The following is an 18,713-nucleotide window of genomic DNA, read 5'->3' as shown; positions in this document are numbered from 1 at the left end:
GATGGAACGTTTCACCGGAAGCTTTACCCAGCAGGAGCCGATCCCGGACGAGGGGATCGCCGCCGCGCTGGAGGTGATGCGCCACGGGCGGCTGCACCGCTACAACACCGCCGCGGGCGAGGCGGGGGAAACCGCGCTGCTGGAGCAGGAGTTTGCCGCCTTCACCGGGGCGCGGTTCTGTCTGGCGGTGGCCTCGGGCGGCTATGCGCTTGGCTGCGCCTTGCGGGCCTGCGGGTTGCAGGGCGGAGAGCCGGTGCTGACCAATGCCTTCACGCTGGCCCCGGTACCGGGGGCGATTGCCGCGGCGGGCGGCCAGCCGGTCTTTGTCGAGATTACCGCCGATCTGGTGCTGGATTTCGCCGATCTGGAGGCGAAGGCGCGGGAGACCGGCGCGCGGCTGCTGCTGCTTAGCCATATGCGGGGCCATGTCTGTGATATGGAGGCGCTGATGGCGCTGTGCGCCCGGCTGGGCCTGACCGTGATCGAGGACTGCGCCCATACGATGGGGGCGGAGTGGAACGGCCTTCCCTCGGGCCGTCATGGCGCGGTGGCCTGCTATTCGACCCAGACCTACAAGCACATGAACTCGGGCGAGGGCGGTCTGATCGTCACCGATGACGACGCATTGGCCGCGAAGATGGTGCTGCTGTCCGGCAGCTATATGCTTTACGGCAAACATCCTGCGGCGCCCGCGCCGGAGGTGTTCGTGGATCTGCGGCTGGATACGCCCAATGTCTCGGGCCGGATGGACAATCTGCGCGCCGCGGTGCTGCGCCCGCAGATCCCGCTGCTGACGGACCGCCGCGCCCGCTGGGCCGCGCTGTACCAGATGATGGAGGCGGGGTTGCAGGGCATCCCCGGCCTGCGGCTGATCCCGCGCCCCGAGGGGGAGGCCTATATGGGCTCATCCTTCCAGTTCCTGCTGCCGGACTGGGAACCGGCGCGGATCGTGGGGTTCCTGTCTGCCGCCATCGCGCGGGGGGTAGAGCTGAAATGGTTCGGCGCCGCCGATCCGGTGGCCTTTACCAGCCGCTATCCGCATTGGCGCTATGCGGGGGTGCAGTCCTGTCCGGAAACGGACCGCATCCTTGCCGGGCTGGTGGACATGCGCCTGCCGCTGACCTTTACTCCCGACGATGCCGCGCAGATCGCCCGTATCCTGCGGGAGGAGGCGCTGCGCGCGGGGCAGGCCGAGATCGCAGCCGATGCCCCCGCGCTGGCCCCGCAGGTCCAGTAGGTCCGTCTTCCGCGATCCGTTTCTGGCGGTCTATGTCGCGGTGACGCTGCTTGGGTTGTTGCGGCTGGCGGATTGGGCAGCCCCTGTGCCGCCGCAAGGGGCCGCGTGCCGGCTGGGCTATGTCTATGACGGCGACACGGTGGAGCTGATCTGCGGCGCAAGCGCGCAGGCGGCGCGGCTGATCGGGCTGGACACGCCCGAACTGGCCGGGCGCTGCGCCGCGGAAACGGCGGCGGCTCTGGCGGCGAAACGGGCGCTGGCGGGGCTGGTTTCAGCCGCCCAAAGGGTGGAAATCGGGATCGAAGGCCGCGACCGCTATGGCCGTCCGCTGATCCGGCTGTGGCTGGACGGCACCGATGCCGCAAGGCTGATGCTGCGGGCAGGCCATGGCCGCGCCTATGACGGCGCTGCGCGGGCGGGATGGTGCTAGGCGCTATTGCGGATAGGGCGAGGTGCCCCCGAGGCTGTCGTTCGTATGCCGGGTCAGCACGTCGCACAGGCAGGCCGCATCGGTGCAGGCATCGCGGGCGGCGATGAATTCGGCATCCCGCGGCGGGTCTTCGCGGTCCGTTTCAACTCCGGTCGCATTTTCATAGGCATAGACAAAGGCCATATCGTCCAGCCGCCCCATCCGCCACAATTCGGGCGTGTCGCACATCAGCGCATGGGCGGGGATCACCGGTGCCTCGCAGCTGATATCGGACAGGATCGTGCCATATCCGGTTTCCATCCCGGTGATCCGTGCCTCGACCACGGCAATGTCGATGGCGCAGGTTCCGGCCCCGGCAAAGGCCGGAGCGGCGAAAGCCGGCAGGATCAGGAACAGGGCGCGGCGGAGCGAGAAGAGCGGCATGGGGCAGGGGTCCCGGGCAGGCAGATCGGAGGAAAACGTCAGCCGAGACTCACCTTCGCATGGTCCCGGGTCAAGGTCGGGAGGTCCTCACCCGAATCCAAAAAAGTTGAGTGTTTTAATTGGTTTCTGCGGGATAAAGCGGCTTTGCCGCATTGCGGCAGGGAAAGCGAAAGATTTTCGCATACCATGGTATGCAGACAGCAGAATTCGGTTCCCCCCGGCATGGTTTTGCCCCCTCGCTTGGTTGACCGCGCGCGGGGGCGGGGGTAAAGCGGAGCATGAGTGTGCGCGGGCCGAAAAAGGGTCCGCAGGCTCGCTGTCGCCAGCTGAAGGAGCATCTCGTGGACGCGCTTCTCCGAGAGTATCTGCCTGTTCTCATTCTGCTTGCGGTCGCCGTGGGTCTTGGCCTTGTGCTGATCCTTGCGGCCGCCGTGATCGCAGTGCGCAATCCCGACCCGGAAAAGGTCAGTGCCTACGAATGCGGATTCAACGCCTTCGATGACGCCCGGATGAAGTTCGACGTGCGGTTCTACCTTGTGTCGATCCTGTTCATCATCTTCGATCTGGAAGTGGCCTTCCTGTTCCCTTGGGCGGTGGCCTTCGGCGATCTGTCGATGACGGCCTTCTGGTCGATGATGGTGTTCCTGGCCGTGCTGACCATCGGCTTTGCCTATGAATGGAAGAAGGGAGCTCTCGAATGGGAGTGATGCCAAATCCGCTTCAAACCGGCGCCAATACGGCCGCGGCCGACAAGGATGCCGATGTCGCGGCCTTCAGCCGTGACCTTCAGGACAAGGGCTTTCTGCTGACCTCGACTGAGGATGTCATCAACTGGGCGCGCATCGGTTCGCTGCACTGGATGACCTTCGGTCTTGCCTGCTGCGCGGTCGAGATGATCCAGATGTCGATGCCCCACTATGACGTGGAACGCTTCGGCATGGCGCCCCGCGCCTCGCCCCGGCAATCGGACCTGATGATCGTGGCGGGCACGCTGACCAACAAAATGGCGCCTGCTCTGCGCAAGGTCTATGATCAGATGCCCGAGCCGCGCTATGTCGTGTCGATGGGCAGCTGCGCCAATGGCGGCGGCTATTACCACTATTCCTATTCGGTCGTCCGCGGCTGTGACCGCGTGGTCCCGATCGACGTCTATGTCCCGGGCTGCCCGCCCACGGCCGAGGCGCTGCTGTACGGCCTGTTGCAATTGCAGCGGAAGATCCGCCGCACCGGCACTCTGGTGAGGTAACAATGTCCGAAGCCCTGCAAGAACTGGCCGCGCTGATCGAGCTGAAAAAGCCCGATGCCGTCGTTTCCGCCAAGATCGCCTTCGGCGAGCTGACCCTGACCACCACGCCGGCGCAGGCCCTGTCGCTGCTGGAATTCCTGCGCGACGACACGACCTGCCGCTTCGGCACGCTGATCGACGTGACCGCCGTGGACCATCCCGAACGGGCAGCGCGGTTCGATCTGGTCTGGCACATGCTGTCGATGCACCGCAACCAGCGCATCCGGGTGAAGGCGCAGCTGCGCGAAGAGGAGCTGGCGCCGACCGCCACCGGCCTGTTCCCCTCCGCCGACTGGTACGAGCGGGAAGTCTTCGACATGTTCGGGATCATCTTTGCGGGCCACCCGGACATGCGCCGCATCCTGACCGACTACGGCTTCCGCGGCCATCCGCTGCGCAAGGACTTTCCGACCACCGGCTATGTCGAGGTCCGCTATGACGAAGAGCAGAAGCGCGTCGTCTACGAGCCGGTGAAGCTGGTGCAGGAATACCGCCAGTTCGACTTCATGAGCCCGTGGGAAGGGGCCGAATACATCCTTCCGGGCGACCAGAAAGCGGGGGCCAAGTGATGGCCTGCGACCGTAGGAGAGCATTCTGATGGACGGAGATATCCGCCAGAACGTCTATGACGACGGCTCGATGGACAAGGAAACCGGCGAGCAGCGCATCCGCAATTTCAACATCAACTTCGGGCCGCAGCACCCGGCGGCACACGGTGTGCTGCGTCTGGTGCTGGAGCTGGACGGCGAGATCGTCGAGCGCGCGGATCCGCATATCGGCCTGCTGCACCGCGGCACCGAAAAGCTGATGGAAAGCCGGACCTACTTGCAGAACCTGCCGTATTTCGACCGGCTGGATTATGTGGCGCCGATGAACCAGGAACATGCCTGGTGTCTGGCCATCGAAAAGCTGACCGGCACCGTGGTGCCGCGCCGCGCCAGCCTGATCCGGGTGCTCTATTCGGAAATCGGCCGCATCCTGAACCACCTGATGAACGTCACCACCGGGGCGATGGACGTGGGCGCGCTGACGCCGCCGCTCTGGGGTTTCATCGCGCGTGAAGAGCTGATGATGTTCTACGAACGCGCCTGCGGGGCGCGTCTGCACTCGGCCTATTTCCGGCCGGGCGGGGTGCATCAGGACCTGCCGCCGCAGCTGATCGACGATATCGAAGCGTGGTGCGACACGTTCCTGCCCAAGGTCGATGACCTGCACACGCTGATCACCGAAAACCGCATCTTCAAGCAGCGGCTGGTCGATATCGGCATCATCAGCCAGCAGGACGCGCTGGACTGGGGATTCTCGGGCGTGATGGTGCGCGGATCGGGCATGGCCTGGGACCTGCGCCGCGCGCAACCCTATGAATGCTATGACGAATTCGACTTCCAGATCCCGATCGGCAAGAATGGCGACAGCTATGACCGCTACCTGATCCGCATGGCGGAAATGGTGGAATCGGTGAAGATCATCCGTCAGGCCTGCCAGAAGCTGCGCGAGCCTGCCGCGAAGACCGACGTTCTGGCCCGCGGCAAGCTGACCCCGCCGAAGCGTGGTGAGATGAAGACCTCGATGGAGGCGCTGATCCATCACTTCAAGCTTTACACCGAAGGCTTCCACGTCCCCGCGGGCGAGGTCTATGCCGCGGTCGAGGCGCCGAAGGGCGAATTCGGGGTCTATCTGGTGGCAGACGGCACCAACAGGCCCTACCGCGCCAAGATCCGCGCCCCGGGCTTCGCCCATCTTCAGGCGATGGATTTCATGGCCAAAGGCCATCAGCTGGCCGATGTGACCGCGCTGATCGCCACCATGGACATCGTCTTCGGTGAGGTGGACCGGTGAGCGCGGCCGCGCCCCGGACTGCCCGAGCGGTGCCGCCCTGTGCGGCGCCGATCCTGTTTCTTTCTGTCACGGGGCTCTGAATGCTTCGCCGCCTATACAAGGACCAGCCCGCCTCTTTCGCCTTCACTCCGGCGAATCTTGAATGGGCCAAGGGTCAGATCTCGAAATACCCCGAGGGCCGTCAGGCCAGCGCGATCATTCCGCTGTTGTGGCGTGCGCAGGAACAGGAAGGCTGGCTGACGAAGCCGGCCATCGAATATGTGGCCGACCTCTTGGGTCTGGCCTATATCCGTGCGCTGGAAGTGGCCACCTTCTACTTCATGTTCCAGCTGCAGCCGGTGGGGTCTGTCGCGCATGTGCAGATCTGCGGCACCACGTCCTGCATGATCTGCGGCGCCGAAGACCTGTTCGCCGTGGCGAAAGAGCTGATCTCGCCCCATCCGCATACGGTGTCGGCCGATGGCCGGTTCAGCTGGGAAGAGGTGGAATGCATGGGCGCCTGCGCCAATGCGCCCATGGCCCAGATCGGCAAGGATTATTACGAGGATCTGACGCCCGAGAAGCTGCGTGAGCTGATTACCCGCTTCCGCGCGGGTGAGGTGCCGGTGCCCGGGCCGCAGAACGGCCGCTATTCCTCTGAGCCGATCTCGGGCCTGACCAGCCTGAAGGAATTCGAGTCGGGCCGCACCCAATACAATGCCAGCGCCCAGCTGGCGGTGGATATCGGCGAGACGGTGAAGCGCATCGACGGGACCGAGGTTCCGCTGCTGACGCCGTGGCTGAAGGATGGCGGCAAGGCCGTGTCGCAGTTGCCGGGCGCGCCGGGTGTATTGACGGTGGCCGCTCCGGCGGCGGCGCCTGCTGCTGTGGCGGAACCGGCGAAACCGGCCCCGGGTGCCGATGCGAAATCCGAACCCTCGCCCAGCGAAAAGACCGCCGCGAAGGGTCTGCCCGAAGCCTTGGGCGAGGCGCTGGCCAAGGGCAAGCCCGAGGCGGAACCCGCCCCGGCCGCGCCTGCCGTGGCCCAGCCCGGCCAGCCGACCGCGACCGGCATGCAGGAACCCGGCGAGGGCAGCCGACCTGAGGGGCTTTCGGCGGCGCGTGGCGGTGTGGCGGACAATCTGAAGGAAATCGAAGGCATCGGTCCGGTGCTGGAAAAGCTGTGCCATGAGCTGGGCTTCTTCCACTTCGACCAGATCGCCAACTGGACCGAGGCGGAAATCGCCTGGGTCGACCAGAACCTGAAGGGGTTCAAGGGCCGCGTGACCCGCGACAAATGGGTGGCGCAAGCCAGGATCATCGGGGCCGAGGGGCTGGAGGCGTTCCGCCAGCGGGCCAAGACCAACGACTACTGAGGACGGACGATGGGCGCGAACGGCGGCAAGGGCGGCGACAGGACAGGGGCGCAGGGGCGCCTTGTGGCCCTTGTCATGGCCGGCACCATGCTGCTGTGGATGGGCGCACAATGGCTGGGCGGGACGATGGGCTGGGACGTGCGCTACGTCTTTCTCTTCGATTTCGCCGCCATTGCCGCGCTGATCTGGGCGCTGGTCGTGACATTTCAGATCTGGCGCGCGCGCCGGAGTTAAGGAGCAGGACGGATGCTGAAGGATCAGGACCGCATCTTCACCAACCTCTATGGCATGCATGACCGCAGCCTGAAGGGCGCGATGAAGCGTGGCCATTGGGACGGCACCGCAACCATCATGGCCAAGGGCCGCGACTGGATCATCGACGAGATGAAGAAGTCGGGCCTGCGGGGCCGCGGCGGCGCGGGCTTCCCCACCGGCATGAAATGGTCCTTCATGCCCAAGGCCTCGGACGGGCGCCCGGCCTATCTGGTGGTGAACGCCGACGAATCCGAACCCGCGACCTGCAAGGACCGCGAGATCATGCGCCACGATCCGCATACGCTGATCGAAGGCTGCCTGATCGCCGGTTTCGCCATGAATGCGGTGGCGGCCTATATCTACATCCGCGGCGAGTATATCCGCGAGAAAGAGGCGCTGCAGGCCGCGATTGATGAGGCCTATGACGCCGGGCTGATCGGCCGCAACGCCTGCAAGTCGGGCTATGATTTCGACATCTTCCTGCACCACGGCGCCGGGGCGTATATCTGTGGCGAGGAAACCGCGCTTCTGGAAAGCCTTGAGGGCAAGAAGGGCATGCCGCGGATGAAACCGCCGTTCCCGGCGGGCTCGGGCCTCTATGGCTGCCCGACCACGGTCAACAACGTGGAATCCATCGCCGTTGCCCCCACCATCCTGCGCCGCGGCGCGGAATGGTTTGCGGGCTTTGGCCGTCCGAACAACGCGGGCGTGAAGCTGTTCGCCATGTCGGGCCATGTGAATGCGCCCTGCGTGATTGAGGAAAGCATGTCGATCAGCGTGAAAGAGCTGATCGAGCGGCACGGCGGCGGCGTGCGTGGCGGCTGGAAGAACCTGAAGGCGGTCATTCCCGGCGGCGCCTCCTGCCCGGTGCTGACGGCCGAGATGTGCGAAGATGCCATCATGGACTATGATGGCATGCGCGAGAAGAAATCCTCGTTCGGCACCGCCTGCATGATCGTGATGGATCAGAACACCGATATCATCAAGGCGATCTGGCGGCTGTCCAAGTTCTTCAAGCACGAAAGCTGTGGCCAGTGCACGCCCTGCCGCGAAGGCACCGGCTGGATGATGCGGGTGATGAGCCGCCTTGTGACCGGTGAGGCCGAGATCGAGGAAATCGACATGCTGTTCGAAGTGACGAAGCAGGTCGAGGGCCACACGATCTGTGCGCTTGGCGATGCGGCGGCCTGGCCCATCCAAGGGCTGATCCGCAACTTCCGGGATGAGATCGAGGACCGGATCAAGGCCAAGAAGACCGGCCGGATCTCGGCGGCGCTGGCGGCGGAGTGATGATGCACGCCGCCCGTCCCGCAACGGCCCGTGGCCCCCGCTCGCGCCTTGGCGCGGTTGCGGGGCTGTCGGCCTTTGCGCTGGCGGGCTGCGTGGCGCCGCAGGGCGGCAGTAGTGGTCTGGGCGATGCGCCCCGGCCGCCCGAAGTGGTGACGGTGGATGGCCAGACCTACAGTGTAGCCATGGGCGCGCGCGGCACCGGCACCCGGCTGACGGCCGAGGGCGCGCTTCCGGTTCAGGGCCGGGCGCTTCTGGTGACCGCGGCGGTGCCGCTGGCACAGGATCAGGGCGCAGTTGCCAAGAAGGCGGCGCGCGCGGGCTGTGCCACGGCGGGCGGGCGTTTCAGCGAGACGGCGCTTGGCGCCTATGACCGCGCCGCACGGGCCTGGGTTTTTGCGGGGGCCTGCGCATGACCCTCACGAAAGGTTACAAGGCGGGCGGATCACATGAAATGCACGAAGCCGTGCGTTTTGGCGCGCGGCGCGCTCTGTCAGGATGCGGACGCCCGGCGGAACGGGGGATCGCCCCCGTCTGCGCGGGCAGAGAGCAGCCTGTGGAGCGAACCGCATGAAGACCGTGAAGATTGCCGCCCTTTCGATGTTCCTGGCCGCGCCTGCGCTGGCGCTGGAACCGATCAATACCGAAAAGCACATCAATCAGGTGCTGTTGCAGGGCTTCATCGCCGACAAGATCGCCGATACCTGCCCCGCGATGGAGCCGCGCAAGCTGCGCGCGCTGAACGAGCTGATCAAGCTGCGCGATTATGCGCTGAAGAAGGGCTACAAGGCCGATGAGGTCCGCGCTTTCGTGGAAAGCAAGACCGAGAAGGCCCGCGGTAAGGCTCAGGCCACCGAATGGCTGAAGAAAGCCGGGGCGACCGAAGGCGATGCCGCGGCGCATTGCAAGGTGGGCCGGGCCGAAATCGCGAAGAACAGCCTGATCGGCTATCTGCTGAGGGACAAGGGATGACGCCCGGGTTCCATCTTGCCGAACTGAATGTCGGGCGCCTGCTGGCGCCGACCGACGATCCGCGCGTGGCCGAATTCATGGCCGCGCTGGACCGGGTCAACGGTCTGGGCAAGCGCATGCCCGGCTTTGTCTGGATGATGGAAGGCTCGGGCGAGCCCGGCACCGGCAATACCGAGGCGAAGATCGGCGGCGATCCGCAGTTCGTCTCTAATCTGACGGTTTGGGAAAGCGTGGAAACGCTGGAGCATTTCGTCTGGAATACCGTTCATCGCGCCTTCTACGAACGGCGCGCCGAATGGTTTCAGGTTCTGGGCCGGATGCATTTCGTGATGTGGTGGGTGCCCGCGGGGCACAAACCGACGCTGGACGAGGCGCTGGAACGGCTGGCGCATCTGGAAGCGAATGGAGACAGCGATCACGCCTTCGGCTGGTCGTATCTGAAAGACGCGCAGCTGTGGAAGTCCCATGGCTGCACCCGGTTGGCGGCGGAGTAGCGGATGGGCGAGAGCGAAGACAATGTCGTGCTGCGTCTGCTGCGGGAAATCCGCTCTGACACTCAGGACACAAGGCACCGGCTGACCCGGGTCGAACGCAAACTGGAAGAACTGCACGAAGGTATGGTGCAGGCCATGGGCGTAGCCGGTCTGGCTTCGGTTTCGACGGAAAAGCACGGCGAAGATATTGACGAAATCCGCGACGAGATCCTTGCGCTGAAACGCCGGGTTGCGGAACTGGAGGCGCGGAAATGAGCAGCAACCTCAAGAAAATCAGCATCGACGGCATCGAGGTCGAGGTGGATGGCGCGATGACGATCATCCAGGCGGCTGAGGTCGCCGGGGTCGAGATCCCGCGCTTCTGCTATCACGAACGCCTGTCCATCGCGGGCAACTGCCGGATGTGTCTGGTCGAGGTGGTAGGCGGCCCGCCGAAGCCCGCGGCCAGCTGCGCGATGCAGGTGCGCGATCTGCGCCCCGGCCCGAACGGTGAGGCGCCGGTCGTCAAGACCAAGTCGCCCATGGTCAAGAAGGCCCGCGAAGGGGTTATGGAGTTCCTCCTGATCAACCACCCGCTGGATTGCCCGATCTGCGACCAAGGCGGCGAATGCGACCTGCAGGATCAGGCCATGGCCTATGGCGTGGACTTCTCCCGCTACCGCGAGCCGAAGCGGGCGTCGGAGAACCTGAACCTTGGCCCGCTGGTCAAGACCGAGATGACGCGCTGCATCTCCTGCACCCGCTGTGTGCGCTTCACCACCGAAGTGGCCGGCATCACCCAGATGGGCCAGACCGGCCGCGGGGAAGACAGCGAGATCACCAGCTATCTGAACATGACGCTGGATTCGAACCTGCAGGGCAACATCATCGACCTGTGCCCGGTGGGCGCCCTGACGGCGAAGCCCTATGCCTTTACCGCCCGCCCGTGGGAGCTGACCAAGACCGAATCCATCGACGTGATGGATGCCTTGGGCTCGAACATCCGGGTCGATACCAAGGGCCGCGAAGTCATGCGGATCATCCCGCGCAACAATGACGGCGTGAACGAAGAGTGGATCAGTGACAAGACCCGCTTTATCTGGGACGGTCTGCGCCGCCAGCGGCTGGACAAGCCCTATATTCGCGAAAACGGCCGCCTGCGTCCCGCGACCTGGCCCGAGGCGCTGGAAAAGGCCGCCGCCGCCATGAAGGGGAAGAAGGTCGTCGGTCTGGTGGGCGATCTGGCCCCGGTCGAGGCGGCCTATTCGCTGAAGCTGTTGGTCGAAGGGCTGGGCGGCAAGGTTGAATGCCGCACCGATGGTGCGCGTCTGCCCATCGGCAACCGCAGCGCCTATGTCGGCACCGCGACGATTGAAGACATCGACAGCGCGGGCGGCATCCTGCTGATCGGCACCAACCCGCGGGTCGAGGCGCCGGTTCTGAACGCCCGCATCCGCAAGGCTTGGGCGCAGGGTGCGCAGATCGGCCTGATCGGCGAGGCGGCGGATCTGACCTATGATTACCACCATTTCGGCACCGACCGGGCCGCGCTGGTGGCGCATCTGGATCTGGCCCGCTCTGCCCCGGCGGACAAGAAGCCGGGTGTCGTGATCGTGGGGCAGGGCGCGCTGAACGAAGCCGATGGCGAGGCGGTTCTGGCCCATGCCATGGCGATTGCCGAAGCGCGTCAGGCCAAGCTTCTGGTCCTGCACACTGCCGCGGGCCGCGTGGGTGCAATGGATGTGGGCGCGGTGACCGAGGGTGGGCTTTCCGTCGCCACCGAAGGCGCGCAGGTCGTCTTCAATCTGGGCGCCGATGAGGTTGAGATCAGCCGAGACGGCGTGGCCGCGCCCTTCGTCATCTATCAGGGCAGCCACGGCGACCGTGGTGCGAACCGGGCCGATGTGATCCTGCCTGCTGCTGCCTATACCGAGGAAAACGGCCTCTTCGTGAACACCGAAGGCCGCCCGCAACTGGCCTTCCGCGCGGGCTTTGCCCCGGGTGAGGCCAAGGAGAACTGGGCGATCCTGCGCGCGCTTTCGGCCGAGGTGGGGGCCAAGCTGCCGTGGGACAGCCTTCCCGGGCTGCGCGCCGCGCTGGTGGCCGCGCATCCGCATCTGGGTGCCGTGGGCGAAGTGGCCGCGAACGACTGGTCCGCGCTGGAGCTGCGCGCGCCGGGCAAGGCCACGTTCCGCAATGCGATCAAGGACTTCTACATGACCAACCCGATTGCCCGGGCGTCTTCCGTGATGGCCGAACTGTCGGCCATGGCCAAGGCGCGGCTGACCGCGCCCTTGGCGGCGGAGTAACCGGGATGCGTCACCTTGCGGCCCTTGCGCTTCTGGCCTCCGCTTCGGCGGCGGTCGGGGCTTGCGCGCCGCAGGCAGAGGTGACAACAGCACCGGCACGGGCCGAATATCTGGGGATCCAGACGGTTCTGCTGGACGGGGATATGGTGAGCTTCCGCGTTGCCATGAAGGGCGCGGGGGATGAGGCGGATGTCGAGGCCTATGGCCGTTGCGCCGCCGCACAATATGCGCTGATCCGGGGCGCCGGGTTTGCGCGGCATGTAAGGACACAGGTGGCCAAGGCCGGCGATACCTGGCGGGGCGATGCGGTCTATCTGATTTCCGCAGCGCTGCCCCGGGGGGTGCAGACCATTGACGCCGAAGTGACGGTGCGTGACTGCGGCGAGCTGCGCATTCCGACGGTCTGAGAGGGACGAAAGAGAATGGACGGATTTTTCAGCACGGGCCTCGGGACGGCGGTTCTCCTGATCCTGCAGACACTTGCAGTGACGGGTTTCGTCATGGGGTCGCTGATCTTCATGGTCTATGGCGACCGGAAGATCTGGGCGGCGGTGCAGATGCGCCGGGGACCGAATGTGGTGGGTCCCTGGGGGCTGCTGCAGACCTTTGCGGATGCGCTGAAATATGTGCTGAAGGAAATCGTCGTCCCGGCCGGTGTCGACAAGTTCGTCTATTTCCTGGCCCCGGTGCTGTCTTTCGTTCTGGCGCTTCTGGCCTTTGCGGTGATCCCCTTCGATGAGGGCTGGGTGCTGGCCGACATCAACGTGGCGATCCTGTTCGTCTTTGCCGTCTCCTCGCTGGAAGTCTACGGCGTGATCATGGGCGGTTGGGGGTCGAACTCGAAATACGCCTTCCTCGGCGGGCTTCGGTCGGCCGCGCAGATGATTTCCTATGAGGTATCGCTCGGCCTGATCATCATCGGCCTGATCATTTCGACCGGCTCGATGAACCTGAGCCAGATCGTCCATGCGCAGGACACCGGCTGGGGCCTTCTGGGCTGGTACTGGCTGCCGCATTTCCCGGTTCTGGTGCTGTTCTTCATCTCGGCTTTGGCCGAAACGAACCGCCCGCCCTTCGACCTGCCCGAAGCGGAATCCGAACTCGTCGCCGGCTTCATGGTCGAATATTCGTCCACACCCTACCTGCTGTTCATGGCGGGCGAATACATCGCCATCTTCCTGATGTGCGCGCTGATCAGCCTGTTCTTCTTCGGCGGCTGGCTGTCGCCCATCCCCGGCATCGCCGACGGCTGGTGGTGGATGGTCGCCAAGATGTGGGCGTGGTTCTTCATGTTCGCCATGGTCAAGGCCATCGTGCCCCGCTACCGCTATGACCAGCTGATGCGGATCGGCTGGAAGGTGTTCCTGCCGCTGTCGCTCGGCTGGGTGGTTATCGTCTCCTTCCTTGCCAAGTTCGAAGTCCTCGGCGCCTTCTGGGCCCGCTATACGATGGGGGGCTGAGGGTGGCAGAGAATGTGGACAACCTCATTCTGGAGCAGCTTCGGCTGATCCGTGAAGATTTCGGGCGCATCGACAAGCGCTTTGATGATCTGGAAACCAAGGTCGATGAACTGGGTGCCCGTGCCCAGTCAACGGAAGGTGTGCTTTTCGGCTTGGGCGGCTACATCCGCTCGATTGATGAGCGCGTCGAGCACATCGAGCGGAAGCTGGGGATTTAATGATGGCCAACGTCGACTGGAACCGCGCGACGCGCTATTTCCTGATGGTGGATTTCATCAAGGGTTTTGCCCTTGGCATGAAGTATTTCTTCAAGCCGAAGCCCACGGTGAACTATCCGCATGAAAAGGGGCCGCTCAGCCCCCGGTTCCGCGGCGAGCATGCGCTGCGCCGCTATCCGAATGGTGAGGAACGCTGCATCGCCTGCAAGCTGTGCGAGGCGATCTGCCCGGCGCAGGCCATCACCATTGACGCCGAACCGCGTGAAGACGGCAGCCGCCGCACCACGCGCTATGACATCGACATGACGAAATGCATCTATTGCGGCTTCTGCCAAGAGGCCTGCCCGGTCGATGCCATCGTCGAAGGTCCGAACTTCGAATTCTCGGCCGAAACCCGGGAAGAGTTGTTCTACACCAAGGAAAAACTGCTGGACAACGGCGCCCGCTGGGAGGCCGAAATCGCCCGCAACCTCGAACTCGACGCGCCTTACCGCTAACCCCCGCACGGATCAGACCCCGCCATGAGCAAGGTTCAGTCAGCAGCATTCGGAGCATTGGGCGGCGCGCTTGCGCTGTCTGTCGCGCTGTTTGCCGGTGGCTTCCTGCGCGGCGGTCCGGGGCCGGAAGGTCCTGTCGGCCCGGTGGGCGCAGTCGGTCCGGCGGGTCCTGCCGCTCCGCAGGGCGGGCCCGGTCCCGTTGGCCCGCAAGGGGCCATTGGTCCCGCGGGTCCGCAGGGCGCGGCGGGCCCCGAAGGTCCGCAGGGACCGCAGGGTGAGGTGGGGCCGCAGGGTGCCATCGGCCCGGCGGGTCCGCAGGGCGTGGCGGGTGCGGGCGATCTGGGGCAGGGTGTCGTCCTTCTGGCGCGCGCGGCGGAGGGATGTCCGCAGGGCTGGGTCGCGGGCGGAGAGGTGGTTCTGAACACCTCGCCCGAGTATCAGACCGCCCCGGGGCAGGAGCGCAGCGAAACGCTTGTCATGACCTCGGCCACGGCCGGGTTCCAGAATGTCAATTTCTACCTTTGCCTGCGGGGGGCCGAATGAACGAGACCTATGCCCGGATGTTCAGCCAGATGATGGAAAGCTCGCAGGAGATGCTGCGCGCCTTCAACCCTGCGCTGGAGGGGATGAAGGTCGCGGGCTTCGACAAGATGTTCCCCACCATGCCGGCCGACATCATGGAGATGTGGTTCGGCAAGACCTTCAACCGCGAAGGTCTGGATGCGAAAACGCGGCTTCTGGTGACGCTGGCCGGGCTGACCGTCCTGGGCGCCCAGGCAGAGCCGCAGGTGAAGCTGACCGTCCGCCACGCGCTGGAAGCCGGGGCGAGCGAGCGCGAGATCGCCGAGGTGATCTGGCAGATGAGCATGTTCGGCGGGCTCCCCGCCATGCAGAAGGCGCTGGAACTGGCCCAGTCCGTCTTCGACGAAAAGAAGGAAGCGAAGGGATGACCCTGGCCGATCTTGCATTCTATGTCTTCGCCGTCATCACGGTGTCTGCGGGCCTGATGGTGACCGTCAGCCGCAATCCGGTGCATTCGGTGCTGTGGCTGATCCTGACCTTCCTGTCGGCCGCCGGGCTGATGGTGCTGATGGGGGCGGAATTCGTCGCCATGCTTTTGATGATCGTCTATATCGGCGCGGTGGCGGTGCTGTTCCTGTTCGTCGTCATGATGCTGGACGTGGATTTCGCCGCGCTGAAGGGCGAACTGGCGCGTGCGGCGCCTTTGGGCCTTCTGATCGGGGTCGTCCTGATCATGCAGATCACCATCGGCCTTGGCGCCTGGACCACGGCCCCCGAAGCGGCGGCCCTGCGCCCCTCGCCCTCGCCCGAGGGGATGGAGAATGCCCGTGCCATCGGCATGCTGGTCTATGACAAGTATATCTACCTGTTCCAGGCTTCGGGTCTTGTGCTCTTGGTCGCCATGATCGGGGCGATCCTGCTGACCCTGCGCCACCGCAAGGACATCAAGCGGCAGAACGTGCTGCAGCAGATGTGGCGCGACCCGGCCAAGACGATGGAGTTGAAGGACGTGAAACCGGGGCAGGGGCTCTGATCCATGCGGGCGGCGGTTCTGGCCATTTCGGTTGTTGCGGGGGGGCAGGCGGTTGCGCTGACCCCGCTGCCGGAATGCCATGATGCGGCCGTGGGGGATTACAACATCGGCTGGCAGGGCGGCGGGTTCGTGGCCTATGCGCCCTGGGCGGGTGAGGACTACCGGATCATCCTCGACGATTGCGGAGGCGGGCAGCGGCTGATGATGACCATCGCCTATGACGACCACGCAAAGCTGGATCCGGTCTGGCGCGCGCTGGAGGGCCGGCAGAGCTATACGATGGGCCGGATCGCCGGTATCGCCCGCGAGGCGGGCGCGAAGATCACGCAGGGGCAGGCCGCCTATGAAAGCTGTGCCTGCGAAAAATACGGCGGCTGAGGCCGCAGGGATGACCAGTCCGGGCCCCGGCCCGGAGGTGAAGAAAGACAACGGGCGACAAGGCCCCGAGGGACAGATGATGGTAGGAATTGAACATTACATCACGGTGGCGGCGTGCCTTTTCGTCATCGGCATCTTCGGGATCTTCCTCAACCGGAAGAACGTGATCGTCATCCTGATGTCGATCGAGCTCATGCTGCTTGCGGTGAACATCAACCTCGTCGCCTTTTCGACCCATGCGGGCGATCTGACGGGGCAGATCTTCACCCTTTTCGTGCTGACCGTGGCCGCGGCCGAAGCCGCCATCGGTCTGGCGATCCTCGTCGTGTTCTTCCGCAACCGCGGAACGATCGACGTGGAAGACGTGAACGTGATGAAGGGCTGACACGATGGCGACGATCATCCTCTTTGCCCCCCTTGTGGGCGCCATCCTCTGCGGCTTTGGCTGGCGGATCTTCGGCGAAAAGGCCGGGCAGGTCTTGACCACGGCGCTGGTGTTTCTGGCCGCGGCGCTGAGCTGGGTCATCTTTCTGGGTTTCGACGGCGAGACGCAGCACATCACCATCCTGCGCTGGATCGAATCCGGCTCGCTGAACACGGAATGGGCGATCCGTCTGGACCGGCTGACCGCGATCATGCTGGTGGTGGTGAACTCGGTCTCCGCGCTCGTCCACCTCTATTCCTTCGGCTACATGGCGCATGACGACAACTGGCACGAGGGCGAGCATTACAAGGCACGCTTCTTCGCCTATCTGTCGTTCTTCACCTTCGCTATGCTGATGCTGATCACCTCGGACAACCTCGTCCAGATGTTCTTCGGCTGGGAAGGCGTGGGCGTCGCCTCCTATCTGCTGATCGGCTTCTACTACCGCAAGCCAAGCGCGAATGCCGCCGCGATGAAGGCCTTCATCGTCAACCGGGTGGGCGACTTCGGTTTTGTCCTTGGCATCGCCGCGCTGTTCTTCCTGACAGACTCGATCAATTTCGACGTGATCTTCGGCGCGGCGCCGGGGTTGGCGGAGACCAATGTCACCTTCCTCTGGACCGAGTGGAATGCCGCGAACCTGATCGGCGTCCTGCTGTTCATCGGCGCCATGGGGAAATCGGCGCAGCTGATCCTGCACACCTGGCTGCCGGATGCGATGGAAGGCCCGACCCCGGTGTCGGCGCTGATCCACGCCGCGACCATGGTGACCGCGGGCGTCTTCCTCGTCTGCCGGATGTCGCCGATCTATGAATATGCGCCGACGGCCACCGCCTTCATCACCATTCTGGGGGCCACGACCGCTTTCTTCGCCGCGACCGTCGGGCTGGTGCAGAATGACATCAAGCGGGTGATCGCCTATTCCACCTGTTCGCAGCTGGGCTACATGTTCGTGGCTGCGGGCGTGGGCGCCTATCCGGTGGCGATGTTCCACCTGTTCACGCATGCCTTCTTCAAGGCCATGCTGTTCCTTGGCGCGGGCTCGGTCATCCATGCCACCCACCACGAACAGGACATGCGCAACTACGGCGGGCTGCGGAAGAAGATCCCGCTGACCTTCTGGGCCATGATGATCGGCACGCTGGCCATCACCGGCGTGGGTATCCCGCTGACGCATTATGGGTTTGCCGGCTTCCTGTCGAAGGATGCGGTGATCGAAAGCGCCTATGTCGGGTCCAATTATGCCTTCGTGCTGCTGGTGATCGCCGCGGGGATGACCTCGTTCTATTCGTGGCGGCTGATGTTCCTGACCTTCTACGGCACCAGCCGGGCGGGCGGGCATGGCCATGACGATCACCACGGCCATGACGCACATGGTCACGATGCCCACGGGCATGGCCACGACGATCACGGCCATGGCCACCATGAGCCGCATGAAAGCCCGGTCGTGATGCTGATCCCGCTGGGGGTGCTGGCCATGGGCGCGCTGTTCTCGGGCATGCTGTGGTATAATGTGTTCTTCGGGGATGAGGCCAAGCTGCGCGCCTGGTTCGGGATGGAGGCTGCGGCCGAACATCATGAGCCTGCCGCTCCCGCCGAAACTGCGGCGGCCACGACTGAAGCTGCACCTGCAACCGCGGAGACCGCCCCGGCCACGGCCGAAGCCGCTCCGGCTGAAGCCGCTCCGGCTGAAGCCGTGACGACCGAAGCTGCACCGGCCGAAGGTCATGCCGCACCCGCCCCGGCGGCGCATGGGGAAACTGCCCATACCGCGCCCAAGGGCGCCGTGCTGATCCTGCCTTATGGCGCCGAGGAGCAGGCCGTGGTCAACGAACGCCTGAATTACGACCCGGCCCATGCCGAGGAAGGCCACCATGCCCCGGTGAACATCATCGCCGCGGCGCATGCGGTGCCGAAATGGGTGAAAGTCTCGCCCTTCGTCGCCATGGTTCTGGGCTTTGCGCTGTCCTGGCTGTTCTACATCAAGAACCCCTCGCTGCCGAAGCGGCTGGCGGCACAGCAGCGCCCGCTTTACCTCTTCCTGCTGAACAAGTGGTATTTCGACGAGATCTACGACTTCCTGTTCGTGCGGCCGGCGAAATGGCTGGGCGGCTTCCTGTGGCGGAACGGCGACGGAAAGGTCATTGACGGCACCATAAACGGGGTGGCGATGGGGATTGTCCCCTTCTTCACCCGCCTCGCGGCCCGCGCGCAGTCGGGCTACCTGTTCCACTATGCCTTCGCCATGGTGCTGGGGATCGTTGTCCTCGTCACCTGGATGACGCTCTTCGGCGGCGCCAAGTAAGGGGGCGCGAG

Annotated in this window: 25 protein-coding genes; 24 read left to right on the top strand and 1 reads right to left on the bottom strand. The window is 64.7% G+C overall.

The window, feature by feature from the left end; translation table 11 throughout:
* Nucleotide 1 precedes the first annotated feature (1 nt).
* Both ACO2Q5_RS02110 and ACO2Q5_RS02105 read left to right on the top strand, forming a co-directional pair.
* Nucleotides 2-1,237 carry a DegT/DnrJ/EryC1/StrS family aminotransferase gene (locus tag ACO2Q5_RS02110; RefSeq protein WP_423287923.1) on the top strand — a complete coding sequence of 412 codons (1,236 nt, stop codon included), beginning with the start codon at nt 2-4 and terminating at the stop codon, nt 1,235-1,237.
* The gene (locus ACO2Q5_RS02105; RefSeq protein WP_423287922.1) at nt 1,206-1,667 is read left to right on the top strand and encodes a thermonuclease family protein; all 462 of its coding nucleotides are present in this window, start codon (nt 1,206-1,208) and stop codon (nt 1,665-1,667) included. The genes ACO2Q5_RS02110 and ACO2Q5_RS02105 overlap by 32 nt, the downstream gene beginning before the upstream one ends.
* Before the next feature lie 3 nt (nt 1,668-1,670).
* On the opposite strand, the gene ACO2Q5_RS02100 is transcribed toward ACO2Q5_RS02105, so the two are convergent.
* Nucleotides 1,671-2,090, bottom strand: a complete 420-nt coding sequence (locus ACO2Q5_RS02100) for a hypothetical protein (RefSeq protein WP_423287921.1) — start codon at nt 2,088-2,090, stop codon at nt 1,671-1,673.
* 341 nt (nt 2,091-2,431) lie between these two features.
* Here ACO2Q5_RS02100 and ACO2Q5_RS02095 point away from each other — a divergent pair, with 341 nt between their 5' ends.
* The 22 genes from ACO2Q5_RS02095 to nuoL all read left to right on the top strand — a co-directional run bounded on the left by ACO2Q5_RS02095 (nt 2,432) and on the right by nuoL (nt 18,702).
* Nucleotides 2,432-2,797, top strand: a complete 366-nt coding sequence (locus ACO2Q5_RS02095; RefSeq protein ID WP_423287920.1) for an NADH-quinone oxidoreductase subunit A — start codon at nt 2,432-2,434, stop codon at nt 2,795-2,797.
* Nucleotides 2,788-3,336 (top strand): NuoB/complex I 20 kDa subunit family protein, encoded by a 549-nt coding sequence (locus ACO2Q5_RS02090; protein WP_423287919.1) that lies wholly within the window; start codon nt 2,788-2,790, stop codon nt 3,334-3,336. Before ACO2Q5_RS02095 ends, ACO2Q5_RS02090 begins: the two co-directional genes overlap by 10 nt.
* Nucleotides 3,337-3,338: 2 nt before the next feature.
* A complete protein-coding gene (locus ACO2Q5_RS02085) occupies nt 3,339-3,944 on the top strand; it encodes an NADH-quinone oxidoreductase subunit C (protein ID WP_423287918.1) in 606 nt (201 codons plus the stop codon).
* 28 nt (nt 3,945-3,972) lie between these two features.
* Nucleotides 3,973-5,214 carry an NADH-quinone oxidoreductase subunit D gene (locus ACO2Q5_RS02080; protein ID WP_423287917.1) on the top strand — a complete coding sequence of 414 codons (1,242 nt, stop codon included), beginning with the start codon at nt 3,973-3,975 and terminating at the stop codon, nt 5,212-5,214.
* 80 nt (nt 5,215-5,294) lie between these two features.
* Nucleotides 5,295-6,569, top strand: coding sequence for an NADH-quinone oxidoreductase subunit E (locus ACO2Q5_RS02075; RefSeq protein WP_423287916.1), 1,275 nt, complete (start codon nt 5,295-5,297; stop codon nt 6,567-6,569).
* 9 nt (nt 6,570-6,578) lie between these two features.
* Nucleotides 6,579-6,803 (top strand): DUF5337 domain-containing protein, encoded by a 225-nt coding sequence (locus ACO2Q5_RS02070; RefSeq protein WP_423287915.1) that lies wholly within the window; start codon nt 6,579-6,581, stop codon nt 6,801-6,803.
* A gap of 12 nt (nt 6,804-6,815) precedes the next feature.
* Nucleotides 6,816-8,114 carry an NADH-quinone oxidoreductase subunit NuoF gene (gene nuoF / locus ACO2Q5_RS02065; RefSeq protein ID WP_423287914.1) on the top strand — a complete coding sequence of 433 codons (1,299 nt, stop codon included), beginning with the start codon at nt 6,816-6,818 and terminating at the stop codon, nt 8,112-8,114.
* 2 nt (nt 8,115-8,116) lie between these two features.
* Nucleotides 8,117-8,527 (top strand): hypothetical protein, encoded by a 411-nt coding sequence (locus tag ACO2Q5_RS02060; RefSeq protein ID WP_423287913.1) that lies wholly within the window; start codon nt 8,117-8,119, stop codon nt 8,525-8,527.
* 154 nt (nt 8,528-8,681) lie between these two features.
* The gene (locus tag ACO2Q5_RS02055) at nt 8,682-9,083 is read left to right on the top strand and encodes a DUF5333 domain-containing protein (RefSeq protein WP_423287912.1); all 402 of its coding nucleotides are present in this window, start codon (nt 8,682-8,684) and stop codon (nt 9,081-9,083) included.
* Nucleotides 9,080-9,577, top strand: a complete 498-nt coding sequence (locus ACO2Q5_RS02050; protein ID WP_423287911.1) for a DUF3291 domain-containing protein — start codon at nt 9,080-9,082, stop codon at nt 9,575-9,577. Before ACO2Q5_RS02055 ends, ACO2Q5_RS02050 begins: the two co-directional genes overlap by 4 nt.
* Before the next feature lie 3 nt (nt 9,578-9,580).
* Complete coding sequence (locus tag ACO2Q5_RS02045; protein WP_423287910.1) at nt 9,581-9,832, top strand: hypothetical protein; 252 nt, start codon at nt 9,581-9,583, stop codon at nt 9,830-9,832.
* Nucleotides 9,829-11,865, top strand: a complete 2,037-nt coding sequence (nuoG, locus tag ACO2Q5_RS02040) for an NADH-quinone oxidoreductase subunit NuoG (RefSeq protein ID WP_423287909.1) — start codon at nt 9,829-9,831, stop codon at nt 11,863-11,865. Before ACO2Q5_RS02045 ends, nuoG begins: the two co-directional genes overlap by 4 nt.
* A 5-nt stretch (nt 11,866-11,870) precedes the next feature.
* A complete protein-coding gene (locus ACO2Q5_RS02035; RefSeq protein WP_423287908.1) occupies nt 11,871-12,272 on the top strand; it encodes a hypothetical protein in 402 nt (133 codons plus the stop codon).
* A gap of 15 nt (nt 12,273-12,287) precedes the next feature.
* Nucleotides 12,288-13,325 carry an NADH-quinone oxidoreductase subunit NuoH gene (gene nuoH / locus ACO2Q5_RS02030; protein WP_423287907.1) on the top strand — a complete coding sequence of 346 codons (1,038 nt, stop codon included), beginning with the start codon at nt 12,288-12,290 and terminating at the stop codon, nt 13,323-13,325.
* Between the two features lie 2 nt (nt 13,326-13,327).
* The gene (locus ACO2Q5_RS02025; RefSeq protein ID WP_423287906.1) at nt 13,328-13,543 is read left to right on the top strand and encodes a hypothetical protein; all 216 of its coding nucleotides are present in this window, start codon (nt 13,328-13,330) and stop codon (nt 13,541-13,543) included.
* 2 nt (nt 13,544-13,545) lie between these two features.
* Nucleotides 13,546-14,040 (top strand): NADH-quinone oxidoreductase subunit NuoI, encoded by a 495-nt coding sequence (nuoI, locus tag ACO2Q5_RS02020; RefSeq protein ID WP_423287905.1) that lies wholly within the window; start codon nt 13,546-13,548, stop codon nt 14,038-14,040.
* A gap of 24 nt (nt 14,041-14,064) precedes the next feature.
* Nucleotides 14,065-14,583, top strand: a complete 519-nt coding sequence (locus ACO2Q5_RS02015; protein ID WP_423287904.1) for a hypothetical protein — start codon at nt 14,065-14,067, stop codon at nt 14,581-14,583.
* Nucleotides 14,580-14,990: a carboxymuconolactone decarboxylase family protein gene (locus ACO2Q5_RS02010; protein ID WP_423287903.1), complete on the top strand. Its 411-nt coding sequence runs from the start codon at nt 14,580-14,582 to the stop codon at nt 14,988-14,990. The genes ACO2Q5_RS02015 and ACO2Q5_RS02010 overlap by 4 nt, the downstream gene beginning before the upstream one ends.
* Nucleotides 14,987-15,595 carry an NADH-quinone oxidoreductase subunit J gene (locus ACO2Q5_RS02005; RefSeq protein ID WP_423287902.1) on the top strand — a complete coding sequence of 203 codons (609 nt, stop codon included), beginning with the start codon at nt 14,987-14,989 and terminating at the stop codon, nt 15,593-15,595. Before ACO2Q5_RS02010 ends, ACO2Q5_RS02005 begins: the two co-directional genes overlap by 4 nt.
* Nucleotides 15,596-15,598: 3 nt before the next feature.
* Nucleotides 15,599-15,973: a hypothetical protein gene (locus ACO2Q5_RS02000; RefSeq protein ID WP_423287901.1), complete on the top strand. Its 375-nt coding sequence runs from the start codon at nt 15,599-15,601 to the stop codon at nt 15,971-15,973.
* A gap of 79 nt (nt 15,974-16,052) precedes the next feature.
* Nucleotides 16,053-16,358 carry an NADH-quinone oxidoreductase subunit NuoK gene (gene nuoK, locus ACO2Q5_RS01995; protein WP_423287999.1) on the top strand — a complete coding sequence of 102 codons (306 nt, stop codon included), beginning with the start codon at nt 16,053-16,055 and terminating at the stop codon, nt 16,356-16,358.
* Between the two features lie 4 nt (nt 16,359-16,362).
* On the top strand, nt 16,363-18,702 hold the full coding sequence (gene nuoL / locus ACO2Q5_RS01990) for an NADH-quinone oxidoreductase subunit L (protein ID WP_423287900.1): 2,340 nt from the start codon (nt 16,363-16,365) through the stop codon (nt 18,700-18,702).
* Nucleotides 18,703-18,713: the final 11 nt, after the last annotated feature.

Source organism: Neotabrizicola sp. VNH66, assembly GCF_049445895.1.
Taxonomy (GTDB): domain Bacteria; phylum Pseudomonadota; class Alphaproteobacteria; order Rhodobacterales; family Rhodobacteraceae; genus Pseudogemmobacter.
The sequence above is the reverse complement of the archived record's forward strand: the minus strand, read 5'-3'. Positions and strand labels throughout refer to the sequence as shown.

What these genes read in the sequence shown, in the direction of transcription:
- ACO2Q5_RS02110 (WP_423287923.1), top strand. Translation starts at nt 2, where the DNA reads ATGGAACGTTTCACCGGAAGCTTTACCCAGCAGGAGCCGATCCCGGAC.
- ACO2Q5_RS02105 (WP_423287922.1), top strand. Translation starts at nt 1,206, where the DNA reads ATGCCCCCGCGCTGGCCCCGCAGGTCCAGTAGGTCCGTCTTCCGCGAT.
- ACO2Q5_RS02100 (WP_423287921.1), bottom strand. Translation starts at nt 2,090, where the DNA reads ATGCCGCTCTTCTCGCTCCGCCGCGCCCTGTTCCTGATCCTGCCGGCT.
- ACO2Q5_RS02090 (WP_423287919.1), top strand. Translation starts at nt 2,788, where the DNA reads ATGGGAGTGATGCCAAATCCGCTTCAAACCGGCGCCAATACGGCCGCG.
- ACO2Q5_RS02085 (WP_423287918.1), top strand. Translation starts at nt 3,339, where the DNA reads ATGTCCGAAGCCCTGCAAGAACTGGCCGCGCTGATCGAGCTGAAAAAG.
- ACO2Q5_RS02080 (WP_423287917.1), top strand. Translation starts at nt 3,973, where the DNA reads ATGGACGGAGATATCCGCCAGAACGTCTATGACGACGGCTCGATGGAC.
- ACO2Q5_RS02075 (WP_423287916.1), top strand. Translation starts at nt 5,295, where the DNA reads ATGCTTCGCCGCCTATACAAGGACCAGCCCGCCTCTTTCGCCTTCACT.
- ACO2Q5_RS02070 (WP_423287915.1), top strand. Translation starts at nt 6,579, where the DNA reads ATGGGCGCGAACGGCGGCAAGGGCGGCGACAGGACAGGGGCGCAGGGG.
- nuoF (WP_423287914.1), top strand. Translation starts at nt 6,816, where the DNA reads ATGCTGAAGGATCAGGACCGCATCTTCACCAACCTCTATGGCATGCAT.
- ACO2Q5_RS02060 (WP_423287913.1), top strand. Translation starts at nt 8,117, where the DNA reads ATGCACGCCGCCCGTCCCGCAACGGCCCGTGGCCCCCGCTCGCGCCTT.
- ACO2Q5_RS02055 (WP_423287912.1), top strand. Translation starts at nt 8,682, where the DNA reads ATGAAGACCGTGAAGATTGCCGCCCTTTCGATGTTCCTGGCCGCGCCT.
- ACO2Q5_RS02050 (WP_423287911.1), top strand. Translation starts at nt 9,080, where the DNA reads ATGACGCCCGGGTTCCATCTTGCCGAACTGAATGTCGGGCGCCTGCTG.
- ACO2Q5_RS02045 (WP_423287910.1), top strand. Translation starts at nt 9,581, where the DNA reads ATGGGCGAGAGCGAAGACAATGTCGTGCTGCGTCTGCTGCGGGAAATC.
- nuoG (WP_423287909.1), top strand. Translation starts at nt 9,829, where the DNA reads ATGAGCAGCAACCTCAAGAAAATCAGCATCGACGGCATCGAGGTCGAG.
- ACO2Q5_RS02035 (WP_423287908.1), top strand. Translation starts at nt 11,871, where the DNA reads ATGCGTCACCTTGCGGCCCTTGCGCTTCTGGCCTCCGCTTCGGCGGCG.
- nuoH (WP_423287907.1), top strand. Translation starts at nt 12,288, where the DNA reads ATGGACGGATTTTTCAGCACGGGCCTCGGGACGGCGGTTCTCCTGATC.
- nuoI (WP_423287905.1), top strand. Translation starts at nt 13,546, where the DNA reads ATGGCCAACGTCGACTGGAACCGCGCGACGCGCTATTTCCTGATGGTG.
- ACO2Q5_RS02015 (WP_423287904.1), top strand. Translation starts at nt 14,065, where the DNA reads ATGAGCAAGGTTCAGTCAGCAGCATTCGGAGCATTGGGCGGCGCGCTT.
- ACO2Q5_RS02010 (WP_423287903.1), top strand. Translation starts at nt 14,580, where the DNA reads ATGAACGAGACCTATGCCCGGATGTTCAGCCAGATGATGGAAAGCTCG.
- ACO2Q5_RS02005 (WP_423287902.1), top strand. Translation starts at nt 14,987, where the DNA reads ATGACCCTGGCCGATCTTGCATTCTATGTCTTCGCCGTCATCACGGTG.
- ACO2Q5_RS02000 (WP_423287901.1), top strand. Translation starts at nt 15,599, where the DNA reads ATGCGGGCGGCGGTTCTGGCCATTTCGGTTGTTGCGGGGGGGCAGGCG.
- nuoK (WP_423287999.1), top strand. Translation starts at nt 16,053, where the DNA reads ATGGTAGGAATTGAACATTACATCACGGTGGCGGCGTGCCTTTTCGTC.
- nuoL (WP_423287900.1), top strand. Translation starts at nt 16,363, where the DNA reads ATGGCGACGATCATCCTCTTTGCCCCCCTTGTGGGCGCCATCCTCTGC.